The sequence below is a fragment of the Streptomyces sp. NPDC002680 genome, assembly GCF_042889145.1.
GTDB classification, from domain to species: domain Bacteria; phylum Actinomycetota; class Actinomycetes; order Streptomycetales; family Streptomycetaceae; genus Streptomyces; species Streptomyces adonidis.
Window position 1 is genome coordinate 1 of sequence record NZ_JBIAQP010000038.1, and the last position, 22,368, is coordinate 22,368.

General features: G+C 67.1%; 17 protein-coding genes and 3 pseudogenes. 12 read left to right on the top strand and 8 right to left on the bottom strand.

All coding sequences use genetic code 11. The features are described 5' to 3' along the window. Positions 1-336 precede the first annotated feature (336 nt). Positions 337-1,350, top strand: coding sequence for a hypothetical protein (locus tag ACFYXF_RS51175; protein WP_389361201.1), 1,014 nt, complete (start codon positions 337-339; stop codon positions 1,348-1,350). A gap of 5 nt (positions 1,351-1,355) precedes the next feature. On the opposite strand, the gene ACFYXF_RS51180 is transcribed toward ACFYXF_RS51175, so the two are convergent. Together ACFYXF_RS51180 and ACFYXF_RS51185 are read right to left on the bottom strand one after the other, a co-directional pair. Further along, complete coding sequence (locus ACFYXF_RS51180; protein WP_389361202.1) at positions 1,356-2,069, bottom strand: alpha/beta hydrolase family protein; 714 nt, start codon at positions 2,067-2,069, stop codon at positions 1,356-1,358. A 483-nt stretch (positions 2,070-2,552) separates the two neighbouring features. After that, the gene (locus ACFYXF_RS51185; RefSeq protein WP_389361204.1) at positions 2,553-2,753 is read right to left on the bottom strand and encodes a hypothetical protein; all 201 of its coding nucleotides are present in this window, start codon (positions 2,751-2,753) and stop codon (positions 2,553-2,555) included. Between the two features lie 162 nt (positions 2,754-2,915). On the opposite strand from ACFYXF_RS51185, the gene ACFYXF_RS51190 reads away from it, so the two are divergent. Next, positions 2,916-3,638: a class I SAM-dependent methyltransferase gene (locus tag ACFYXF_RS51190; RefSeq protein WP_389361240.1), complete on the top strand. Its 723-nt coding sequence runs from the start codon at positions 2,916-2,918 to the stop codon at positions 3,636-3,638. Between the two features lie 4 nt (positions 3,639-3,642). Here the strand turns inward: ACFYXF_RS51190 and ACFYXF_RS51195 are convergent. After that, positions 3,643-3,918, bottom strand: a pseudogene (locus ACFYXF_RS51195) (ATP-binding protein); the annotation flags it as partial. Between the two features lie 621 nt (positions 3,919-4,539). Between ACFYXF_RS51195 and ACFYXF_RS51200 the strand changes: the two are divergent. Then, positions 4,540-5,145 (top strand): hypothetical protein, encoded by a 606-nt coding sequence (locus ACFYXF_RS51200; RefSeq protein WP_389361206.1) that lies wholly within the window; start codon positions 4,540-4,542, stop codon positions 5,143-5,145. A gap of 188 nt (positions 5,146-5,333) precedes the next feature. Here ACFYXF_RS51200 and ACFYXF_RS51205 read toward each other — a convergent pair. Then, positions 5,334-6,812 (bottom strand): annotated as a pseudogene (locus ACFYXF_RS51205) (PP2C family protein-serine/threonine phosphatase); the annotation flags it as partial. Between the two features lie 1,095 nt (positions 6,813-7,907). Between ACFYXF_RS51205 and ACFYXF_RS51210 the strand changes: the two are divergent. The 4 genes from ACFYXF_RS51210 to ACFYXF_RS51225 all read left to right on the top strand — a co-directional run bounded on the left by ACFYXF_RS51210 (position 7,908) and on the right by ACFYXF_RS51225 (position 9,672). Continuing rightward, positions 7,908-8,105, top strand: a complete 198-nt coding sequence (locus ACFYXF_RS51210; RefSeq protein ID WP_389361208.1) for a hypothetical protein — start codon at positions 7,908-7,910, stop codon at positions 8,103-8,105. A gap of 174 nt (positions 8,106-8,279) precedes the next feature. Next, the gene (locus tag ACFYXF_RS51215) at positions 8,280-8,921 is read left to right on the top strand and encodes a hypothetical protein (protein ID WP_389361210.1); all 642 of its coding nucleotides are present in this window, start codon (positions 8,280-8,282) and stop codon (positions 8,919-8,921) included. Next, entirely contained in the window at positions 8,918-9,079 is a 162-nt protein-coding gene (locus ACFYXF_RS51220) for a hypothetical protein (RefSeq protein WP_389361212.1), read from the top strand. Before ACFYXF_RS51215 ends, ACFYXF_RS51220 begins: the two co-directional genes overlap by 4 nt. Next, a complete protein-coding gene (locus ACFYXF_RS51225) occupies positions 9,046-9,672 on the top strand; it encodes a DUF721 domain-containing protein (protein ID WP_389361214.1) in 627 nt (208 codons plus the stop codon). The genes ACFYXF_RS51220 and ACFYXF_RS51225 overlap by 34 nt, the downstream gene beginning before the upstream one ends. A gap of 71 nt (positions 9,673-9,743) precedes the next feature. Here ACFYXF_RS51225 and ACFYXF_RS51230 read toward each other — a convergent pair whose 3' ends face one another. Continuing rightward, entirely contained in the window at positions 9,744-10,148 is a 405-nt protein-coding gene (locus ACFYXF_RS51230) for a hypothetical protein (protein WP_389361216.1), read from the bottom strand. 602 nt (positions 10,149-10,750) lie between these two features. Here ACFYXF_RS51230 and ACFYXF_RS51235 point away from each other — a divergent pair. Then, positions 10,751-11,155 (top strand): hypothetical protein, encoded by a 405-nt coding sequence (locus tag ACFYXF_RS51235; protein WP_389361218.1) that lies wholly within the window; start codon positions 10,751-10,753, stop codon positions 11,153-11,155. A 288-nt stretch (positions 11,156-11,443) separates the two neighbouring features. Here ACFYXF_RS51235 and ACFYXF_RS51240 read toward each other — a convergent pair whose 3' ends face one another. Continuing rightward, positions 11,444-11,953, bottom strand: a complete 510-nt coding sequence (locus ACFYXF_RS51240) for a multiprotein-bridging factor 1 family protein (protein ID WP_389361220.1) — start codon at positions 11,951-11,953, stop codon at positions 11,444-11,446. A 701-nt stretch (positions 11,954-12,654) separates the two neighbouring features. Beyond that, positions 12,655-12,861, bottom strand: a complete 207-nt coding sequence (locus ACFYXF_RS51245) for a hypothetical protein (protein ID WP_389361222.1) — start codon at positions 12,859-12,861, stop codon at positions 12,655-12,657. Between the two features lie 729 nt (positions 12,862-13,590). Here ACFYXF_RS51245 and ACFYXF_RS51250 point away from each other — a divergent pair. Both ACFYXF_RS51250 and ACFYXF_RS51255 read left to right on the top strand, forming a co-directional pair. Then, positions 13,591-19,842 (top strand): DNRLRE domain-containing protein, encoded by a 6,252-nt coding sequence (locus tag ACFYXF_RS51250; protein WP_389361224.1) that lies wholly within the window; start codon positions 13,591-13,593, stop codon positions 19,840-19,842. Between the two features lie 68 nt (positions 19,843-19,910). Further along, complete coding sequence (locus ACFYXF_RS51255; protein WP_389361226.1) at positions 19,911-20,345, top strand: hypothetical protein; 435 nt, start codon at positions 19,911-19,913, stop codon at positions 20,343-20,345. Positions 20,346-20,440: 95 nt separating this feature from the next. Here the strand turns inward: ACFYXF_RS51255 and ACFYXF_RS51260 are convergent, their stop codons facing one another. Next, positions 20,441-20,719, bottom strand: coding sequence for a hypothetical protein (locus ACFYXF_RS51260; protein ID WP_389361228.1), 279 nt, complete (start codon positions 20,717-20,719; stop codon positions 20,441-20,443). Here ACFYXF_RS51260 and ACFYXF_RS51265 point away from each other — a divergent pair. Together ACFYXF_RS51265 and ACFYXF_RS51270 are read left to right on the top strand one after the other, a co-directional pair. Further along, positions 20,694-21,005, top strand: a pseudogene (locus tag ACFYXF_RS51265) (transposase); the annotation flags it as partial. The gene ACFYXF_RS51260 and the pseudogene ACFYXF_RS51265 overlap by 26 nt on opposite strands. Before the next feature lie 756 nt (positions 21,006-21,761). Further along, positions 21,762-22,343, top strand: coding sequence for a hypothetical protein (locus ACFYXF_RS51270; protein ID WP_389361230.1), 582 nt, complete (start codon positions 21,762-21,764; stop codon positions 22,341-22,343). Positions 22,344-22,368 lie beyond the last annotated feature (25 nt).

Sequence of the window (22,368 nt, forward strand, 5' to 3'; positions counted from 1 at the left end):
GGAACGCAGGGCCGACATCCACGAAGCGTTCCTCAAACTCGCCTGCTGCCTCATCACCCACCGACAACTCGGATCATTGTGTTAGCCGTTCTTACGCCTGCAAAAAGATCCTTTCCGGCAGCGGGGTTGCCGAGTTCTCCGGCCCGGGCTATGTATTCAGGGTAAGACCGCCCGGTCGGCGACATGATTCAAGTGGAGATCCTCACGTGGCTCTCGAACCACTTTTACATGTGCCAGGCTGCCAGCGACTCAGTCGCGATGCCTTGTGGTCACCTCTCGCGGTCTAGATTTCGTCGGCGATCGGCTCTTCTTTTAGGCCGATACCTGGAGGGGATCATGCCCAAGGAAGTATGGATCGCGCTCATCACTGCCGCCACATCCTTACTCGTCTCCATCCTCTCCGCGCGCGCCGCCTGGAGCACGCAGAAGAAGCTAGCTCAGCTCAATGATCAGGGCGCCGAGCGCAACGCACGCCGAGACTACGAATATGAGGCGAAAAAGCGCCTTTATGTCGAGTGTGAGCCGGTACTGTTCGAGGCCATGGAGTTCGCGGAGAACTTCCGGCGTCGCGTGGTCAGCCTCGCGAGAAGTGCCAAGCGGGGCGACCTGTCCCCGAACGGAACAGGCTGGCTGGCCACGCCCGGCTACTACTTCCGGTCGACAGCCTATTACTATCTTGCTCCCGCTACTTCGTTCAAGATCCTGCAACGCCGTCTGACGGCCATCGATCTCGCTCTTGCACCGCGGATCAAGTTCCAGTACGACCTTCTCAAACTTACCTTCAACTCATACACATGGGATCACGATCTTTCGATGATCAATCCTGCGGTTTCTTACTTCCCGGACGGAGCACGCCCAATAGATTCGGAGCACCAGCTTTCCGAGGAGCCCGACATATATCGGCGGCAAGGCCTATACCTGGGGATAGTCGATCAGATCGCCGACGCGATGCTGGAGGAGTCCGAACCATTGCCGCGTTGTAAGTCCCTGGGAAAATTCTGGGCCGAGTTCGATGATACGGAGGTCACGTTCGGCCATCTTTCAGGTGAGATCGTCGAACTGTTCACCGGATTCCATCCGGTGTCGCAGCCCGTTCTCTGGCGACTCTTGTTGACTCAGTACCAATTGATGGGAGCTCTGCTGCAGACGCAACACGCGCCGGCGGACGAGTATTACGACCTGGCTCAGATACTGCCGAGCCCCTCAGGGAAGGAGGCCGAGGACCTGGATTGGCGTCGGGGCGCCGACGGGTCAGACGCGAATGAGATCCATGAGGTGCTTGAAGCTGGCCGCGTCCAGGTGTTGAGCGAGCTGAGGAAAATTGCGAGGGCCAGCAGGTCTGATCGCTGAATCAGCTAGAGCTCCGCGAAGAACTCCAAGATCTCCCGCACGAACCGCTCCTTCCACTCCGGCCTTGTGAGCGCATGAGTAGCACCACTGATCGTCCGGTGTCGAGTTCCGGGAGAGGATTTCAGGTACGTCTGGATCACTTCTTGGGGGATGACTTCATCCGCAGCTGATTCCAGGATCAGTGTCTCGCCGGAGAATTCTGCCAGAGCGGCGGCAGGCATCGATGTGGAGGCGTGGGCGCGGGATCCCGGCAAGTCTCCCAGAGGTCGGGTGAATTCATCGTCACCATGCATGGCTGGCGCCCTCATCAGGAGCCGTCGCACAGGCCGCTGCCGGACGAGCATGGCCGCTAGATAAGCTCCATAGCTAGTTCCGCACACTCCGATGCGGGCCGGGTCAACCCAGCAGTGTCCGGCTAGCCGATCATAGGCGGCTGCGACATCGAGAAGATGATCCCTGGGTGTCAAAGATTCGAGTAGGAAGCTTGAGCCGTGTTCACCATGACCACCTAGATCGAAGGTTAGACAAACCACCCTCAGCTCACTTGCGGAAACGCGGGCGCGAGACAAGTAGCCGCTCTGATCGCTTCTCAGGCCGTGGACGAAGAGGATGCCGGGCAGCGTTCCCTCCCGAGGTGACTCGGCCGACGGATCGCCATCCGGCAAGAATACCGTCCCAAAGAGGCGTTCACGTGGCGAATCGAAAACGATGCTCTCCATACACGCCTCCGAGTCCACTCTCCGCAGGAGCCAATTGAGGCATTGCTTGACGCCTAGAGTACACGCACAAGAGACCTCCCGAGGAATTTATGGCGAAACCACGACGGTCTCCGGCCCGGTGTGCCACCACCGGCGGCGATGTTGGTACGGCTGTGTCACCGGAGAATGTTGAAGCGAATGAGTAATATGGCTACGAAATGCGCCTCCCCGAGGGACGGCCTTGGTCGTGTGCAAGTTGATGCACCCTCGGCCCAGAACGGCATTCCGCTGACGTGTGATTGCCCGGCGCGGCAATTGGAGTCGGTAACCCAGGCGTTGGAAGCGCACCCTGATGTCGGCGGCGACGCTGCCGGGCGGGCAGGCTCAGCGATATCCAACGCAGCGGCCAAGATGTACGACCTGTCCAATGGCATCTACCGTGAGTTGTGTGTCCTCCGTGACGCGAGTGCGCCGCGGCATGCGCCCTGATTCGCTGACGGCTCGTCAAGGCAGCATCTGCCTCAACCATCGGCTCACAACCTCCAGCGCGGCTTCCGGCGAGCTGACGACCCGGCCTTCCTGTTGGCGGGACTCGATGTCAGCGGTCATCATGATGCGTGCCCGGAAGGCCTCGTCGGGAGGCCCGGGTTCGAACCAGACCCGGATGACCAGTATTCGCCCCGGTTCGGGGTCTACGGAAGTCACCGCGGCCTCCAGAGTGCCGGCACAACGGCCGAGCGGGATGGCCCCGTTTGACGATCATCAGAGCATGATCTGACCGAGTGTTTTGGCCCCGCCCGGAGTCGGTAAGTGGATCTTCAATTTCGGTGGTCCGTCGGGTGGTTGGTCAGTAGCGTGAAGGTCTTGATGACTGAAACCTGGGACACGATCGCTGATTGGTATGCCGAGCGGGTGCGGACCGGCTCTGCGATGCACGAATTCGCCCGCGATGTCCTGCTCGACGGGCTTCCTGCTGACCTTCATGGTCAGCGCATCCTGGATCTCGGGTGCGGGGAAGGGCTGATCACACGCGCCCTGGCCCTTCGCGGCGGGTCCGTCGTCGGTATCGACCCGTCCCCTCGCATGATCGGCCATGCCCAGACCGCCGAGCAGGCCAGCCCGAGTGGCGCTCTCTATGCCGTGGACGACGGGGCCTCGCTGGCCACTGTCGCGGCGGGCAGTGTGGAGTGGGTGACCGCTGGGCTGTCCTTGAACAACGTGCCCGACCTCGCAGCCGCGATCCGTGCCGTGCGGCGGATACTGGTGCCCGGGGGCCGTCTGGTCTTCACCATTCCGCACCCGTGTTTCGAGGCGCCGCATGCGCGGTGGAGCGGTGGCACGGACGAGCCGCCGGGTCGAGTGGTGGGGAACTACTTCGCGGAGGGATTCTGGCGCTCGGTCAATCCCGACGGCGCCCGTCGGGCGGGCAACCAGCACCGCATGCTCTCCACCTATGTGACCAGCCTGGTTGAGCATGGGTTCGTGATCGACAGCGTCGCGGAGCCGGCTCCGGACGCGCGGGTGGTCGGCGAGCATCCGCTGCGGGCCGGGCTGCCGCCGTTCCTGCTCGTCAGCGGTCTGCGGAGTTGAACTGTCAGCTGACCGTGCCCTGTTGGGCGCGGGTCTGGGCGAGGCGGTAGGAATCGGTTCCGGTTTCGATGATGTTGCTGCCGAAGGTGAGCCGGTCCACGATGGCCGCGCAGAGCCGGGGGTCGGTGAACGTCTTCGTCCAGCCGCTGAAGCTCTCGTTCGAGGCGATGGCCACGCTGTTTTTCTCCTCGCGTTCGGTCAGCACCTGGAACAGCAGTTCGGCGCCGCGTCGGTCCAGCTCCATGTATCCGAGCTCGTCAATGCAGAGGAGATCGCCGCGAACAACTCAACCTTGGTCTTCGGTGGCATCCTGCCCCCTCACCGCGCGGAGCACATCGATGCTCCCACCACAAGAGGACCGGTGGGGCCAAAACACCCGGACAACGACCTACCGAGTCAGCGGGTGGGGCCAAGCAACCCGGACGGGCTGGAGCCACACAACCCGGTCAGAGCCAGGGAGTGGTTCGACTTCCAGGAACTGGACCCTGTTGCGGTCGTACAGGATGCCGTCAACGACGTCTGGGACAAGCCGACTTCGGGGCTCGTCGCAACAGCCCGAGCCGGTATGCGTGCCGGAGGCATGGGTCTGGGCTGCGCTTGTGGGCACGATGGTCGGCTTCACGGAGCGGGCGGATGCACCGTGATGGGCTGGGACGAGTCGTACGACTGCCGTTGCACCGCGTACACACCGACGTCCGAGCCGAACACGGCCACCGGCGGCTGGGAGGAAGGCATTCCGTCCAGCCCCGGTCATCCACTGGCCCTGAGTACGGACAGCCGAACCCGCCTGGGACGTGCGACGCGAGAGTTCCTGGACGCTCCCGGCCTGGCGGGTGCTCCAGACTCGGTGCGCTTAGCCGTGTTGGTGCTGGCAGCCCGCGCCACGTGGGGGACGGGCCGGGTGGAGACCACCTCTCGTGAGCTCGGACAGTGGCTGGGACTGTCGGCGTCGCGTATGCAGTCGATGGTGTTGCCGGGCCTCCGCCACTCCGGCGTCGTCACTACGACGACGCTGACGGGAGAGTTCGGTGAGCACCGGAGCCTGGAATGCGAGGTGCTGCCGTTGCGTGCCGCGCGGAGTGCGCCCGGTCACTCGCTGGCCCTGTCACCAGCAGAGTTAGCCACCTGGTTTCGGCTGGTGGAGACGTTGATGGCTCCACGGCAGTCGTCTCGGGGCTGTGGGAGTACGTCGGCCGGGCTGCTGGACGGCCGTACGGGACGCGGGGCGTCGACGGACCGGTTGGCGCTGCTGCTGGTGCTGGAGGCGGCGGAGACCGGACGGGTTCGACTGTGCGGCGGGACAGTGGACACACGCCGGGGCCGGCCGGCGGCGACTCTGGCACGGCTCCTGGACTGCGGACTCCCGGGCGCTGAGCGGGCGCTGGAGCGACTGGAGAACGCCAACTTGGTGCGGCGCATGCGTCGGGCGACGACGTCCGGACTGCGCCACCGGACACGGCTGGTGGTGCCAGCTGTCACGGCCGTGCACCGTCAGCGAGCCCTGTGAACCTTCAGGGATGACCGCGTGGCCCGGGCCACGCTAGAGACGGCATGCAAGAACGGCGGCCACGCCTGTATAGCGAAGCCGCGGACGACTTCGGGACCCGGAGGCCATCGCCCCCGAGCTCGCCAGGCACGTTTTCGCGGTCGGCTGCGCCCCGGAGTCCGGTCGCCTCACTCTGTGCCCGGAATCGTCGGACTGGGCAGCTGTGACTCGAGGTGGCGATCCGCCATGTCGCGGGGTGGAATCCCGTCGAACCTTGCGGCGAGCAGCACGATGTCGTCGTCCCGGTCTCCTGGGCCGAGCATGGCGAGCACCTCGTCGCAGAGGGCTTCCAGGGGCGGCGGATGGCCCGGAATCGTCATCTGCGCCGTGGCGCTCAGCGTTTCGCGCAGTTGCTCCATGCCGATCCATACGTCCCGAAGCCGGGACTCGACAAGCCCATCTGTGTAGAGCAGCAATGTGCCCCCGATGGGCGCGTCCACTTCGACGGCTTCGAACGCCACGCCACCGACGCCGATCGGGGCACCCACCGGCACCTGCATGATCTCCGTACGCCCGTCTGGGTGCAACAGTGCCGGCGGCGGGTGCCCGGCATTGGCGATGGTGATCCGGTGCGAGACAGGGTTGTAGACGGTGTACACACAGGTTGCCATGTGGTCGTGTTCTAGCTCGCGGGCGACATCATCGATCTGCCGGAGCACGTCCTCGGGTGGTGGGTCCAGGCGGGCCAGCGCCCGGAGGGTGGCACGCAGTTGTCCCATGACCGCGGCGGAGGTCATGGAATGACTCACGACGTCGCCCACGACCAGGGCGACCCGGCCCTCCGGCAGGGGAATCGCGTCGTACCAGTCGCCGCCGACTCGCGCGGTCTCGGCAGCTGGCAGATACCGGTGCGCGAGCTGTACGCCGATGCAGCGGGGCAGCGCCTCCGGCAGCATTCTGGACTGCAGTTCGTCGGCGATGTACGCCTCGCGGCCGTACAACACCGCCTTGTCGATACCGAGCGCGCTGTGAGTCGCGAGCTGGGCAGCGACCAGCAGGTCGTCCTCTTTGAACGCCCCCCGTTCCGAGCGACGCAGGAAGACGGCTGCGCCGATGACCCTGCGTCGGCCGCGCAGCGGGGCGAGGATCGCCCGCTGTCCGGTCGGCACTGCAAGGAGGTCGTCCTCACCGATCAACTCGCCCAGCGCGGCACGGCCTTCTAGGACGTCTGCCGCGAAGACCGGCCGTACCCCCCGCAGGACCGCAGAAAGCGCTTCGCCGGGCCGTACCTCGCACTCCTTGGCGGTGATGGTCGTCAGGTCGGCGGCCTCAGGGCTCGAGTCGGTGCGGCGTAGCCGCAGCACCACGGGCCCGGTGGGCCGTTCGTCGCCGACCGGCAGCGGCTCGCGCAGATACACAAGAATCGCGTCCGCGAACATTGGCACGGTGGCCCGGCACAGCGCCATGACGATCTCGTCCAGGTCGATGCCCCGTGCGATCCTCCGGGTCGCGGCGCCCAGGAAGCGCAGGTGATCGCCGGACGGCAGCTGCGGTGCATCTGGGACGAATCCCTCTGGCTCTGGTCTCGTCGTGGGGTTGTCCGGGGTTTTCCCGGACAACTGTGCTTCTGCTCCATCCGCGGCACGAGTCTCCGACGAAGGCTGGACCTGTCCGGGAATGACCGTCACGGATGGGTGGCTGTGGGGAGGTGTCCGGAAGCCGACCTCGTCGGCGGCCTGCTGCACCGCTTCGTGTTCCTCGTCCAGGGCTACGCGCACTTTCTCCAGGGCGCGATCCACGTCATCAAGGACCACGTCGTCCTGACTGATGGCCGTCAGGTCCAGGTGGGACACGTCGGGCGCGGCGTGTTCCGACGGCGCTGGGTCAGCAGGCCCGATGAGGGCGCGCAGTTCGGCAAGCTCGGCTTCCAGCTCCTGGGTCCGGCGTGCCGCATGGTCGGCAACCTGGTGAGCGGTGTCCCGCTCCCGCTCGGCACGCGACAGATGGGTCCGTAGGTCCGCCTGCTGCTGATGCGCCCGCGACAGTTGCGCCTCGACCGCCTTACGCGCGCCCGTGTCCACGGCGGGCAGTGTCTGCAAGGCGTCGACCCGGCGCGTTAGTTCGGCGACCTTGGCCTGGGCCTGGCCGAGCATCGCGAACAGCAGGGTGGCGATCTGTAGGGCCTGAGACCTGCCTCGCTCGCTGGCCTCGTACGCCTGCCGGACACGCTGCAGTTCCTGGTACACCTCGATGGTGCGGTCTTTGGCCGCGAGTAACTCCCGTGCCAGGGCAAGCTCACCGGCCGCCTCAAGCGGCGTGGGGTTGGTCTGTGCCCGGTCCCATAACGCCCTTGCTGCCTCAAGGCGCTGTCCGGACCGGTCCGTCGGCTCATTCGGGAAGCACACGTCGGCCACTGCTTCGACTAGGTCCCACTCCAGTCCATCGCCCGCCAGCAGATCACGTAGCCGACGCAGTTCAGGCACCGTGGCGGTGACGAAGTGTTCTGGCATCAGCCGCCGATGAAGCTCCGACACCGAGACCGCCGCCTCGTCCAGCCAGCACCGCACCAGATCGACAAGCTGATTCGCCTCGGCGCATGCCCCCCGCGACGCTCCCCACGGGCGTCCCGGCCGCTTCCCCTTGGTCCCCACTCGTCCCCCACTCGGTTGTCCCCCGGACAACCCCTGGTTGTCGCTGGAGAAACATCCAACACGCCCGCCAGCACGTCCCGCCCAGAGATCGTCTTAATTTCCTACCGGCATCTCCCGATCCAGGCGGCATACATGAACCCGAACTCCCCGGCCATCCTCCTCCTCGCCCTCGCAGTGGCTGTCCTCCTCGCCTTTGCCGCCGCAGCGGTTTCCTTCGCCCTGGCCCGATGGGACGGAGCCACTGTCCCAGCCGCTCTCTCGCGCAGTGGTATCGCCTTCGCCGCTGCCCTCACCCTGTGCCTAGCCGTCCTCACCGCCGTCAGCCGGTAGGCAAGCGACCTCAGGTTCGGTCCATCCGAGCACCGCCTCGTCCTCCGCTGCGGCGAACCGTCCCGCGCGGACTGGACTCAGGGCGGGGGACTCGACGGTCCGCAGGTTCTCGCTGACCGGCTCGCCCGGCGCCTGGAGGACCAGCTGCGGCTGGGAGGTCCGATCAAGGACCCGGTGGGCTGGCTGATCGGCAAGGGCCTGCCCCAGCGGCAGGAGTGCGGCGACAAGCTGTGCGACGACTGCATGCTGCTCGACTCCGGCCGCGACTGCCCGCGCTGCGAGGACCGGCAGGCCAGCAGCCGCGCCCAGCGCCAGGCGGTGGCGGCGGCCGTCGACACCGCGATGCCGTACGCCTCCGAGGCGGAGCGCCGTACAGCGACCGAGCGGCAGCTGCACGAGACCGTGACTGCCAAGGCGTGGGCCCGCGAACAGCGCTGGGAGCAGGTCCGAGCCCGGCAGGCCGCAGCCGCCAAGCGCCGTGTCGAAGCCGAGGCCGCGCGTCGGGCCATCGATGCGCCGGCCGCATCATCTCCGGCACCGGTCGTGCTGCCTGCTCCCCGTCTGGGGCCCGCCGCAGCGGAACCAGAGGCTGACGTCGTCGGCCAGGAGCTGGTCCTCGAGGACTTGACCCGCGAGCAGGTGCGCGGCTGGCGGGTGCGGGGGATGAAGGACCACCAAGTGGTGTTCGACCACATCGACCGGTACGGCGAGACGTCGGCCAGGCGGCTGTTCAGCCACCAGCTGGTCGACCAGGCGCAGCACCTTTCCCGGCTCGGGCACCTGGACCTCGGCTTCGCCACCTGGGGTCAGGCATGAGCGGGGGCGAGTTGTCCGGGGTCGACCTGGCCCGGGCCGCGATGGAGGCGGCGCGCAGGAACGGCAGCGGCCAGAAGCAGAAGTCGCAGCAGGTCCGTACGGTGCGGCGTGGCGGCGTGAGCCGATGGGGCTCGGTGCCGCGATCGGCGCCCTGGTGACCGAGCGGGCCTGGGAGCTCCCTGCCGCCGGCGCCACGCTGCGTCAGCGTTGGGAAGCCATCGCCCCCGAACTCGCCGGGCACGTAACCGCCGTCGGCTACGACCCGGACTCCGGCCGGCTCACCGTGTGCCCGGAGTCGGCTGCCTGGGCGACGAAGGTCCGGCTGGAGCAGCCCCGGATCATCAAGGCCGCCAACGCGTCGGCCGGCCGTACGGTCATGCGTGGCCTGCGGATTCTCGCGCCGGGCTCCGTGTCTGCGCCGGTCGAGGACGTCGTCCAGGCCCCGGAGGCGCCCAAGGGGACCGGCGAAGACACGGAAGGTGGCCAGCGACGGCTACCACCGCGCCCTCGCCGCCCACCGGCAGGCAGCCCCGCCCCGCCTGGCCGACCCGGATATCGCTCAGGCAGTCGAGCAGCAGACCCGCGCGATGCGCGAGCTCAGTCGGCGCGCGTTCCCCGAGCCGGAAGCGGTGCCAGCCGATGCGCCGGCCCCGATCGAGACAGCCCGCGTCCAACGCCGCCGCGAAGCCGACGCCACCCGCGCGGCTGCCCTACGCCGGGCCCACGCGGAACGAGCAGGACGAGACTCTGAGACGGCGACCGAGGCTCCAGGGCCGGAGGCGCTTCAGCCCACAACCTGATGCGTGAGCAGGGTGCCCGGGGTCAGTCCAGCGGGGAGAGGCCAGCCATGCCCAGGACCTTCCAATCCTGGGTGCCGGTGTCGCGTTCTACCCGCAGGCCTCCACGGCGCAGCGCGTCGACCAGTCCGCGTTCTACGGCGTCGATGGCACCCCACAGGTGCTCCGCTCTGCCGTCGCCGCCCTGTGTCTCCACGGCCTCGAGCAACTTGTCGCTGACGTTCCAGCTGACGGTGACGTGGTCGGCCGACTCTCCCGGCTTCCACACCTCTTCACGCGCCAGCGCCACCCCCGGCATGCTGTGGCGTTCGGCCACAGGCAGGTGCAACAGGGAGCAGACCAGCCTGATCCGCTCTACCAGGTCGGTCGGCAGGTGCATCTCTTCAGGCGTATAGCCCGGCCAGCCATCAGCGTCGGTGTCATCAGCCACGGCGTACAGCCTCCCCGACCAACCCGCCGCCGCGCTACGGCATGACCGCGGCCTTCGCTACCGGGTGCTTCGGCGAACTCCTCACTTCCGATCGGCGAGAAGGCGGCGGAACGGTGCCGGCTACTCGCGCTGTGCGAGGTCCCCGGGTGTGGGCTGGTACCGGATCTCATGGGGGTGGCCGCTGTAGTTGACGGTCACCGTGTGCTGCAGGACGTCGTCCTCGGGGTTGCGCGAGCTTGCGCAATCCCGGCGACGGAAGGCTTGAACACGGGCGGAAGTCCCCTATTTGCCGCTCTGGCGGACGAGTTGAGGTAGGAGCCGCGACCTCGGGAACAGGCACTTACCAGCGGATCTCTTCTACGGGGACGAACCGCTTCGTCGTCCAGTTGTCGACCCATACGTCCCCACGTTGGGGGCGCGTTCCTTGACCTGAACGCGCCTCCGGACATCAATGCGCTGGGGCCCTGGCATCCCAGATAGCACGTCTCCGGGCGCATCCTGTCCAGGAAATGCCAGGTCGCACTTGTGGCTCTATACGTCGTGTGCATCTCTTGTGGGCTGCATCAGCCAACTTGCTCTACCAGAGAGGACTGGTTGGTCAAATGGCGGAATGGCAGTGGGTGCAGAAAATCGATCGGCACCTCGAAGAGAGTGAATTCCTCACCGAGAACAAGAAGGGAGCGAAGGTTGGACGGGCCATTGGCGGAGTGGCTGGTGTGGCGGCAGTGGCCGCTGGGGTCGTTTACGTCGGCTCGACGGCAGCGGCGGCCAACGCAGCCAGTTGGGCCGCAGGCCAGCAGGCGGCCATGGCGGCCATGGGGCCCTCGGCCGCCCTCACTGCGCACGAGGCTGGCTTCCGGGTGGGAAAGAAGGCGGGGGAGAAGGCGAGGGGCATGATCATCAAGAGTGCCGCCGAAGGTGCCTGGTCGCTGGGTCGATTCGGCGGTGCGTACGTCGGTGCCTCAGCGGAGGCCGGTATTCGCTGGGTTGGCGACAGCCTTCGTTGAACTTGCGGGGGAAGGGGAATTCGCAGTACCGACGCGGTCGCATTTGGGGTGGTCGGAGGGAAATCTGCCAGAAGGTCATCGGCCCGGCAGGGCAGGCCGCACAGTGCTGTGGGCCGTATCGCCCTTCGGGTCGCCGAGCCCGGTTGCCGGGCAGTCGCTGCAGATCTGGCGGTCGCCCCGGGCGGTGCGGCGAGGTCGTGGAGCCCCGTGTCGGGGCTCGCGTCGAACCGGCCTCGGTGGACGCCACGCCAGGGCGGCCCGCTCCAACTGGCCACGCGGCGGGCGGAGTCAGCGTGATCCGCCACGGCGCCATGTCCGCCTTGACTGTTGTCTCGGGACCGCCGGTTTCGTCGGGAGCGTCGGCTGCGGTGCAACGGGCTGCCCGGTGGCCTGGGCCAACAGGAGGGGGGTGAGGTCCAGCACGTTCAGCAGAGCGGCCGTCTGCCGTCCGTCACCGCTCCATCTGTTCGTTTTTTCGGCCCCCTCGTACTGTGCGGTGTCCATCCCGATCGATCGGGCCAGTCTGTCCGTACTGAACTGCCGTACCAGTCGGTGTTCCGTCAGGGTGCGCGGAGACGCGATCCCCATCAGGTCCTTGGTCCGGCACCAGAGGACGTCCGCGAGGGCGAACAGCTCGTCCTCCGTGGGTCGGTACTCACCGGCCTCCCATGCGTGGACCAGCGGGATGTCGACGACAACTCCGTAGGCGTTCATCTGTTCCGTCACCTGGTGGGGCGACAGTCCCAGGTCCTGCCTGGCCGACTTGGCGGTGTCGGGTGAGAACGGCGGTCGGTTCACTGGGCGGCCTCTCTTGTCGTGATGCCACGGATCGCGTCCGTGCGTCCCGGAGGCTCGGGCTGGAGGTCGGGGAACGCGGGTGCAGGAGCGAGCCCCCGGACGGTCGTGATCTTGAAAAGAGAGTTTCGCTGTCGGACCACGGAGACCGTGGCATGTGCACGGACTCCTGTCCGGCCGTCCCTCACACCTGCCTGCCCGGCCGGCCCGGATGTCCGGCCGATCTGCCTCAAAGGACATGGTCATCCCGCACAGCGGGACATCACGTCAGAGACAAAGTGTGTCGGCGACGGCTGAAAAGTGGACCAGGGGCGGCGGCCTGGTCGACGAAGATCCGACTGGAGCAGGCCCGCGTCATCGAGGCCGCCAACACATCGGCGGGTCGTACTCGCGTCGGGGCGGGCATTGGCCAGAGAGAAGGCGAGGTTGAGCCCGTCCACGAGCGCTGGGTTGATGCTGTGATGTGTGCCCGGCGCTCGATACATGGGGCCCGTCCGTACACCGGACGGGCCCCGTTCGTTTCCCGGCGTCAGAGCCTTGGGCGGCTTCGGTTTCACCGTTCCGGCGTACGGCACGCCGATGGGTGTGGCACCGTGACGGTCAGTCCGGCCCGCCGTTTTCCCCCGAGACGGCGGGCCGTTCACCTGCTCCGACGCAGGTTCCGCAGGCACGGAGCTCTGGCCTCGGAACCGGGTCGTGCCGCGTCAGCGGGCGCGGGTGACCTCAATGGGCGTGTTCGGGCAGCTGGTGAGGATGTCGGTGAGCGCGGTTTGTTCGACCGGGTCGACGGTCAGGCCCCAGCGGGTCTTGACGGCGATCCAGTCGGTGGCGTACGTACACCGGTAGCCAGCTGCCGGGGGCTGCCAGGTGGCCGGGTCCTGGTCGGATTTGCTGCGGTTGGAAGCGCGCAAGTTCGCAGAATCTGGTGGGTCCCACACCTGCAACTCGTTCGCCGATCTGTGTCCTGAGCAGTTGTGCGTATGGGTTCCCGGACGTAGGGCGAACAGTGCAGGGTTGGACGCTGCCTCTTCCCCCAGTCGAACTCCAGGCATACGAACTCGCGATCGTGTAGGAGAAGCTCACCGGGATCCGCCGCTTCATCACCGCCGCCGTTGGCCGCACGCCGCACTCCAGCCGAAGGGACACGGTGGATCAAGCACCTCAACACCCAGCTCGGCTCCGTCGGACCATCCTCGGCGTCATCGCCGACTACATCGGCACCTGACCTGTTGGAGGTGGCCGCCCCCAACCCCCTTTCCCCGACGGGAGGTTCACTTTGACCAGGCGCCGCACGGAAGAGCTGGCGTCCACCATGCGCGACCAGAACGATCCCCCAGGCTCCTGCCAGACTCTTCACAGTTGATCCACTTCTTCCCTTGTTTTTTGGAAAAATCTTGAGACGAATGAAAGGACTCGTATACCAGTACGCAATGGAGGGCGGGGTGACAGAAGCCCATGAAGCTGACAATGAGGGCACCCGTAAGAGGTAAAGCCATGCAGCGACTTGACTAATCCTTGGCATGCATTTGAATTCGACATGACTTATCTGGCGGTTACTGCGTTCGTGGTGCGTAGCCCCTGTGAAGATCAGTTCGTTTCTGTTGGCTCCGCGTCGCGGAGCGTGAGGGAGGGAGCTGATCATGCGTCACAGACCTGTGGCATATGGCAGACCACGGAGGGGCCAGGCACGGCGGCTGCGGCAGGTCGCCTTCGGCGTGGTGCTGCTGTTCGCGGCCGAGAGCATGCTGGTGTCCGAGGTCAGTGGGATGGCCTTTGCCGCCGACACGGGCACGGCGACAGCAGCAAAGACTGCGTCGTCCGGCTCTGCGGAGGCGTCGGGTCCTGCGGAGGCGCAGGACGAGGCGTCGGCGATGCTGATGGCCCGGTTGCAGGGCCGGAAGATTGAGGTGCTGTCGGCGCGGTCGGCGGATTCGACGACGTATGCGCTGCCCAGTGGGGAGTTGCAGACGGAGGCGTTCGCCGGGCCGGTGCGGGTGCAGCAGGGCGGGGTGTGGAAGGACATCGACACGTCGCTGTCCGACACCGGTGCCGATCTCACGCCGGCCGCGGCGGTTGCGGACATCGCGGTATCTGACGGCGGTGACACGGCGCTGGCGTCGGTGTCGAAGGGGGAGACGTCCTTCGGGATGGGCTGGGAGGACAAGCTCCCCACCCCGACCGTCGAGGGCAACACCGCCTCCTACGACCTGGGCGACGGCCAGACGCTGACGGTCAGTGCGCTCGCACAGGGCTTCTCCCAGAGCGTCATCCTGGAGAAAGCCCCGGACAGCGCGGTGTCGTACCGCATTCCCCTGCACCTGGACGGGCTGACGCTGTCCCAGGCCGACTCCGGGCACCTGCTGCTCAAGGACTCCGGCGGCAAGCTGGTCGCCGAGGCTCCCGCACCGATGATGTGGGACTCCAGCAGAAACGATTCCTCGGGTGACCCTGAGCACCAGGCCCGGGTGACCACCAAGGTCGAGACGGCCGCCGACGGTGCGCAGACCCTGGTTCTGACCCCGGATGCGGACTTCCTCGCCGACCCCGGCCTCACCTACCCGGTGACGGTGGACCCGACCTCCACCCTCGCGGTGACCACGGACACCTGGATCCAGACCCCGGACTACCCCGACTCCCAGGTCTCCTCCCAGGAGCTCAAGTCGGGCACGTACGACGGCGGCGCGGACCTGGCGCGTTCGTACCTGAAGTTCGACGTGTCGAAGTTCACCGGCAAGCACATCACCGACACCAACTTCGCCCTCTACAGCTACTACTCCTCGACCTGCGCCACCACGGGAGCGGGCACCACGGTCCGCCGCATCACGTCCTCCTGGTCGTCGACCTCCCTGACCTGGGGCACCCGGCCCTCGTCCTCCGGGACCGGCGCCGTGAACAACCTGGTGCCGCGCGGCTACTCCTCGGCCTGTCCGGCCGCCTGGTCCAACTGGGACATCGACACCATCGTCCAGGCCTGGGCCGACGGCGCCACCAACTACGGCCTCATGGTCTACGGCACCAGCGAAACCGACTCCACCACCTGGCGCCGCTTCCGCTCCGCCAACTACACCACCACCGGCTACGCCCCCAAGCTCACCGTCACCTACAACTCGTACGCCACCACCGCGTCGGCGGCTGTCTCGCCGAAGTACTACAACTCCGCTGCCGGCAAGACGTACGTGACGTCGCTGACGCCGACGCTGTCGGCGAAGGTGACGGACGCGGACGGCTCCACGGTCAAGGGGCAGTTCGAGGTCACCGCGGACCCGGCGTACGCCGACACCACGTACTCCTATACGGGTACGTCGGCGTCGGTGGCGTCCGGGGCGACCGCGACGCTGACCGTCCCGTCCGCCTCCGCGTTCCCGGCGGGCAAGCATCTGCGTTTCCGGGTGCGCGGTTACGACGGGACCGACTACGGTTCCTGGTCCTCGTACACGGCATTCGTGATGGACACCTCGCCGCCCCTCGCGCCGACGATCAGCTGCGACCCGTACACCGTCGACACCTGGACACCCAAGTCCGCCAGCGGAGCCACCTGCACCCTGGACACCACGTCGTCCGACGGCCAGGGCTTCGCCTGGGGCCTGGACGACCCCACGGTTCCCAAGCGCGTGTACGACACCACCGACGGCACCGGCGGCGACCCGCTGACCATCACCATCGCGCCGGGTGAGGACTGGCACAAGCTGTACGCCAAGACCGTCGACGCCGGCGGGAACCTGTCCTCCGCAACCACTCTGTACGGCTTCGGAGTCGGGGACGTGGGTCTGAACTCCCCCAACGACGGTGACAGTGTCGCGCGCCGGGTCAGCCTGACGGCCGCCGGGAAGAGTATCTACACCGGCGTCACCTACCAGTACCGGCGCGGGGAGACGGACTCCTGGCACAGTGTGCCCCTCGCGGATGTCACCAAGTCCTCGGACGGGTCGGCGGTTTCGGCGTGGCCGGTGAGCGCGACGGGTGGTTCGCCTGCCGCGCTGACGTGGAACGTGACCACCTCACTGACGGAGGACGGCCCGGTCGACATCCGGGCCGCGTTCACCGACGGCACGACCACCGTGTACTCCCAGCCGCGCACCATCACGGTGGACCGCAACGCCGGTACCGCGCCGAGTACCGGCGTCGGTCCCGGCTCGGTGAACGCGCTGACCGGTGACTTCGCTCTCTCCGCGACCGACGCCTCCGGATTCGACCTGTCGGTGTCGCGCACGGCATCCTCGCGTCGGCCGACTGCGGGCTCCGACGCGGAGGGTCAGGTGGCGATCTTCGGTCCACAGTGGACCTCGGGCACGACGGCGGAGATCACCGACTCCGACTGGGCGTATGTGCGCAAGACGTCGGCCAGCTCGGTGGCGCTGGTGGATGTCGACGGCGATGAGACCGGGTTCACCCTCACCTCCTCCGGTGGCTGGAAGCCGGAGCCGGGATCCGAAGACCTCACGCTGACCGGGTCCCTGACGGGGGCGTTCACCCTCAAGGACGACGGCGGCACCACCACGACCTTCGCGAAGGTCACCTCCGCCGCCACTACCTGGCAGGTAGCCAGCACCTATCTGCCGACCGAGAACTCGACCACCAAGGTGGTTTCCGAGTCACCCAGTGGCTCCACGCTCGCCCGACCGAAGTACGTCATCGCCCCGACCTCGGCCGTGTCCTCGTCGACGTGCGAGACGACCCCGGCGACGGCGGGTTGCCGGCTGCTGGAGTTCGTCTACGCCACGTCCACGACGGCGACTTCGAGCGCGCTCGGCGACTACAGCGGGCAGGTCCGGCAGATCAAGCTGTGGGCCACCTCCCCGGGCGCCTCGGTCGCCACCGCGACCGTGGTCGCGCAGTACTCCTACGACACCTCCGGCCGACTGCGCGAGCAGTGGGACCCGCGCGTCAGCCCCAGTCTGAAGACGGCCTACACCTACGACTCCGCCGGACGTGTCACCACCCTGACCCCACCCGGCGAACTGCCCTGGACCTTCACCTACGGCCAGGCGGGCAACGCCGCCACGGCCGGTTCCGGCATGCTGCTTGCCGCCTCCCGGCCGAACCTCACGGCGGGCACCCAGAACACCCCCGACGGCACGACGGCCACCACCAGCGTGGTCTACGACGTCCCGCTCACCGGCACCAACGCGCCCAACGACATGGGTACTTCCGACGTTGGAGCCTGGGGCCAGACCGACGTCCCCACGGACGCCACCGCAGTCTTCCCCGCCGACGCCGTCCCGTTGTCTCACACCGGCACCGATCTGGCCGCGTCCGACTACCAGCGGGCCGGCATCACCTACACCGACGACTCCGGCCGCGAGGTCAACACGGCCACGCCCGGCGGGCACATCAGCACCACCGAGTACGACCGCTTCGGCAACACGGTGCGTGAACTGACCGCGGGCAACCGCGAGTTGGCGCTTGCCACCAGCGGCGCCGGGCTGGCGGAACAGGTCGCGCTGAGCATCGACAAGATGACCAGCGACGACCGGGCCGAACTGCTGTCCACCCGCTCGGTGTACTCCGCCGACGGTCTGCGCGAGACCGACGAGAAGGGTCCGCTGCACCAGGTCACGCTCACCTCGGCATTGCCCGCGGGCTCCGGCGGCACCGACCTGCCCGCGGGCACCCCGTGGCCGGTCCGCGAGCACACGGTCAACACCTACGACGAGGGCCGGCCCACCGACGGCACCGCGACCGTCGTCAACCAGGTCACCACCACCAAGGTGGGCGCGTACGTCGACGGCTATCCGACGGACGCGGACGTACGCACCAGCACCACGCAGTACGACTGGGTCAAGGGCCTGCCCACCAGGACCATCACCGACCCGAACGGGCTGGCACTGGCCAGGACCACGTCGTACGACTCCCAGGGCCGGGTGATCAAGACCAGCCTGCCCAAGTCGTCCGGCTCGGACGCCGGCGCCACGGTGACCACGTACTACTCGGCCACCGGAACCGGCGCCTGCAACGGCCGCCCCGAATGGGCGGACCTGGTCTGCTCGACGGGGCCGGCCGCAAGCATCACCGGTGGCGGCTCCAACCCCACCGCACTGCCGACCAGGACTGTCGAATACGACCGCTGGGGCAACACCGCCAAGGTCACCGAGACCGCCAACTCCGTCACCCGTACCACGACCAACACCTATGACGTGGCAGGCCGGTTGACGACCACGGCCGTCAGCGGGGGCGTCGGCACAGCGGTGCCGGACGTCACGACCACGTATGACGGCGGCAGCGGTGACGTGGCGACTGTGACCTCCAACGGGCAGACCATCACCCACACATACGACACCCTCGGGCGGGAGATCTCGTACAACGACGGCGCGGGCAACACGGCCACCACGTCCTACGACCCCCTCGGCCGTGTAGTGCAGACCACCGACTCCGCCCCGTCCACCACCATCTACACCTACGACAAGGGCATAGACCCGCGCGGTGTGGAAACCTCCCGCACCGACTCGGTCGCCGGCACCTTCGCCGCCACCTACGACGCTGACGGCGGCCTGACCACTCAGGCACTGCCCGGCGGCTACACCCTCACCATCGGCCAGGACGAGACGGGTGCGGAGACGTCCCGGGTCTACACCCGTGACAGCGACAACAGCGTGATCGCCTCCGACAGCACGGACGAGAGCGTCCAGGGTCAGGTCGTGGCCGATACCAACACGTCGGGCCAGAGCCGCAGCCGCACCTACATCTACGACGCGGCCGGCCGCCTCACCAGGGCGGACGACACCGACCCCGACGGGGCCTGCACCCGCCGCGACTACACGTTCGACAACAACACCAACCGCACCGCCCTGGCGACCTCGACGGGAGACGTCGGCGCGGCCTGCACCTCCACCGGCGCAACCACCACGTCGTACAGCTACGACAGCGCCGACCGGCTGCTCACCACCGGCACCGTCTACGACGCCTTCGGACGTACGACGACCCAGGCGTCCGGCGCCACCATCGGCTACTACGCCAACGACCTCGTCCGCCAGCAGACCTCCGGCACCAGCCGGCAGACCTGGAACCTGGACGCGGCGGGCCGTTTCGCCACCTGGACCACCGAATCCAACAGCAGCGGCACCTGGACCCAGACCGGGGCCAAGACCAACCACTACGGTGCCGACGGCGACAGCCCTGACTGGATCCAGGAGACCAGCACTACCGTCACCCGCAACGTGCAGGGCATCGGCGGCGACCTCGGCGCTGCCACCAGCACCACCGGCGACACGGTCCTCCAACTGACCGACATCCGCGGCGACGTCACCGTCCAACTCCCCCTAGACACGGCCACGTCGCCCACCGTGTCGGCCTACGACGAGTACGGAAATCCACAGGGAGACACCGCTGCCACCCGCTACGGCTGGCTCGGCGGTAAGCAACGTTCCAGCGAAACGGTCACCGGTGCCACCCTCATGGGCGTCCGCCTCTACGATCCGGCCACCGGACGCTTCCTGTCCACCGACCCCGTCGCCGGGGGCAACGCCAACGCCTATGAGTACGTCAACGGCGACCCGCTCAACCGCTATGACCTCGACGGCAGATGGGGCTGGTGGAAGAGAGTCAAGCGACGGGTCAACCGCTGGTCCGCCAATGCTCTCGGCTGGGGACTGTCCAAGGTCGGGAGCCGCTACATGGGGTACCGATGCTCGTACCGCTGGGGTCTGCGAACCTGCACAGGAGGCTGGGGCCTGCATGCCCGGGGCGGAACCACCCTCGGCAACACCTACTTCACCGCGAACAATCCGGAGTTCCTCACGTACGACCGGATCCGGCACGAAAAGGTGCACCGACGGCAGTGGCGACGCTACGGCCTTGGTTTCATCTTCCGGTACGCCCGTGCAGGATCGAACCCCTGCCGCAACCGCTACGAAAAAGAAGCCAACTGGAAGAGAGGCGGGTACGACTGGTGCTGATCCGTTCGCGAGTCGTCCTACCGGTACTTCTGGCCGCGCTCATGCTGGCAGGGACAGGGTGCGGCCTGGTGCCGTCGGACCCGGCGAATCCTCCCCTGTTCGGAGCCCGGGTGGAGGGAGAGACAATCCTCGTCAAGATTCCGCTCTGCGCCACGGACGAGCTGCGTCGTGTGGAGGTCATCGACTTCGACGACGTGGAGCACGACAACCCGCCCGTTCTGTGGTGGGCCTCCGGGCCGACGACAGAGGCAACCAGAGCAGGCATCGTAAAGCTCTGGTCGGGAGAGGGATTCGAGCGTCATGATGCGCCTCTGGAAAAGTCCGCCGTTCCGCGCAACCTGGACATGAGCTACACGGACCCCTCCGGCGACGGACGGGGGGGCGTCCTCGACCTGCACGCAGTCTCGAAGGCGACCCTGAAGTCCGGGCAGTACTGGACCAGCCGTGGCCCCAGGACCGGCGCGCAGATCGACGCGCAACTCCACTGCGGGGACAGCACATGAGACTGAGGCACGGAAGGCAAACCTGACCACAGGGGGGCTGCGGGGTGAATCCGTGGCCCCCCTCACGTCAACGGCCAATGTGCTGGGCCTGGCGATTACCGAGCCTCTTGAGTCCTGTCTATGAGCAGGTCAAGAGGGTCGGTAACGAGGAGCTGCGTCAGTTCGAGCAGTTCGACCTCAAGATCGGCGATGCGCTTGTCCGCGAAGAGGAGGTTTGATCGGGCGCCTTCGAGGCGTTCCTGAACCGACCGGTTGTCCTGGGTCATCTGGTGGAGCCGCCGCTTGAGCGTGGTGTTCCCCGTGACGAGGTGCTGTCCGTCTCTGTGGGGTGGCAGCGCGTGAGCCGCTATAACCAACGGTGAATGGGGGTTCATCGGGCCGTTCCTGCCGGTCGGCAAGTTCGGCCCGTATCCGGAGCGGCTGCGTGAGCAGTTCGAAGGAGTGATCTGGCGGTTCCGCACCGGCAGCCAGTGGCGGGAGATGCCCGAGCGGTTCGGTGCCTGGCAGACGGTCTACAACCGCTTCATGGGCTGGCGGGACGCGGGCGTCTTTCAGACCCTGCTGGACGAGGCGATCGCCGAGGCCGCCCGCAGGGACGAGATCGACATGTCCCTGGTCAGCGTGGACTCCACGACTACGCGGGCGCATCACGACGCGGCCCGGCCATGCCTGGTTAGCGAGCTCGGCCCCACGGCCTGGCAAGCGCCGATCCGGCGGAGGAGGCTCGTATCGCCGCTGCCTACGCGGCCCGGCTGAGAGAGCTCCGTTCCCAGTACGGGGCTGCGGAAGGCAGACGCGCGGTTCCTGGACTGACGCGCTCGTGCCGGCCGCGATCGTCCGGTCGTGTTCGACCACATCGAGAAGTACGGCGGGACGTCAGCACAGAGGCTGTTCACCAGGGTTCTTCGTCGCGGACGGGCAGCTCCTGATTCGCCTGGGGCACCTGGCCCTCGGCTACACAATCCGGGAGCGGTCATGAGCGGCGCCGAGGTGTCGGGGTCGACCTGGCTGGCCCGGGTCGTTGCGCAGGACTCGGCGTAACGTTCCCGCTATAGCCCGTCGAAAGCACGTGCGGCGTCAGCTCGGCAGGATTAGTCCCGCATGGTCACTTCTGATCACACGCGGTCAAATTCGGTCAGTGCTGCTGAGAGTAAAGGTTTTTTCGGAGTGAGCCTCTTCCAACCTGACGGGTGGTTCAACAGGGACGAGGACGCGAAGCCCCTTGAACCTCCTTGGCCGGTAACCCGCCGAGTACGGAAGCCGGTCTCCCGAAGGCGGGGTCCGCCTCGGCGTCGGCGAAGCCAGGTTCTTCTCCTGAGCGACAGCTGGCCCCCGGCGGGCTGGAGCGGAGCCGGAGCCCGGGCCGCGTGCCACCATGACTCCCGAGCGCTTCGCGACCGACACAGGGGAGGGAACGTGGGCAGCACCACGTCCGCTAAATGGTCCGGCTGGCGCAGCCGGATTGTCGAGATACCGGGCGCAGGGGACGGAAAGCCGGTCCTCTTGGAGTTCCGCGCGGGCTTCACCACGAGCTTCAAGCTGTCGACCGTGCGCAAGGGTCCCTATCATCAGCGGGCCCATGACACGCTCGTCACCATCGGCCGGACTGGGCCGTCGCACATCGTCCTGCCGGCCGACTGCGACGCCCTCGCCATCTGGCGAATCATGGTGGGCAACGAGGCCGCCAGTGGCCTGGGTCGGTGGAAAATGCGCATCGTGGACAGCGACGCGCTGCCTCAGCTCCCGACCAAAACAGCCCGGGGAAAGGGAATCCAGACCTTCGGCTATTTCAGCCCCAAGCCGTACTTCGAATACGCCCCGGTTGTGCACTACGACTTCATCGACTCCCCCGGCACCATCATCTACACGCCGGCCAACGGTGGGAAGCAGCTGATCCGCTTCACCTCCGCTGTCAACCAGAAGGGCACCCTGCGCCTTCCACAGCACGGATACGTCACCCTGTCCGAACACAGCAAGTGGCAAATCTCGGTGACCTGACCCCACCGATTTGAGCGCTCTCCAT

Bases quoted from the DNA above. Each gene is read 5' to 3' on its own strand.
- ACFYXF_RS51235 (WP_389361218.1), top strand. From the start codon at position 10,751: ATGGCGGAATGGCAGTGGGTGCAGAAAATCGATCGGCACCTCGAAGAG.
- ACFYXF_RS51260 (WP_389361228.1), bottom strand. From the start codon at position 20,719: ATGAACCCCCATTCACCGTTGGTTATAGCGGCTCACGCGCTGCCACCC.
- ACFYXF_RS51250 (WP_389361224.1), top strand. From the start codon at position 13,591: ATGCGTCACAGACCTGTGGCATATGGCAGACCACGGAGGGGCCAGGCA.
- ACFYXF_RS51180 (WP_389361202.1), bottom strand. From the start codon at position 2,069: ATGGAGAGCATCGTTTTCGATTCGCCACGTGAACGCCTCTTTGGGACG.
- ACFYXF_RS51175 (WP_389361201.1), top strand. From the start codon at position 337: ATGCCCAAGGAAGTATGGATCGCGCTCATCACTGCCGCCACATCCTTA.
- ACFYXF_RS51190 (WP_389361240.1), top strand. From the start codon at position 2,916: ATGACTGAAACCTGGGACACGATCGCTGATTGGTATGCCGAGCGGGTG.
- ACFYXF_RS51225 (WP_389361214.1), top strand. From the start codon at position 9,046: ATGGGGCTCGGTGCCGCGATCGGCGCCCTGGTGACCGAGCGGGCCTGG.
- ACFYXF_RS51220 (WP_389361212.1), top strand. From the start codon at position 8,918: ATGAGCGGGGGCGAGTTGTCCGGGGTCGACCTGGCCCGGGCCGCGATG.
- ACFYXF_RS51210 (WP_389361208.1), top strand. From the start codon at position 7,908: ATGAACCCGAACTCCCCGGCCATCCTCCTCCTCGCCCTCGCAGTGGCT.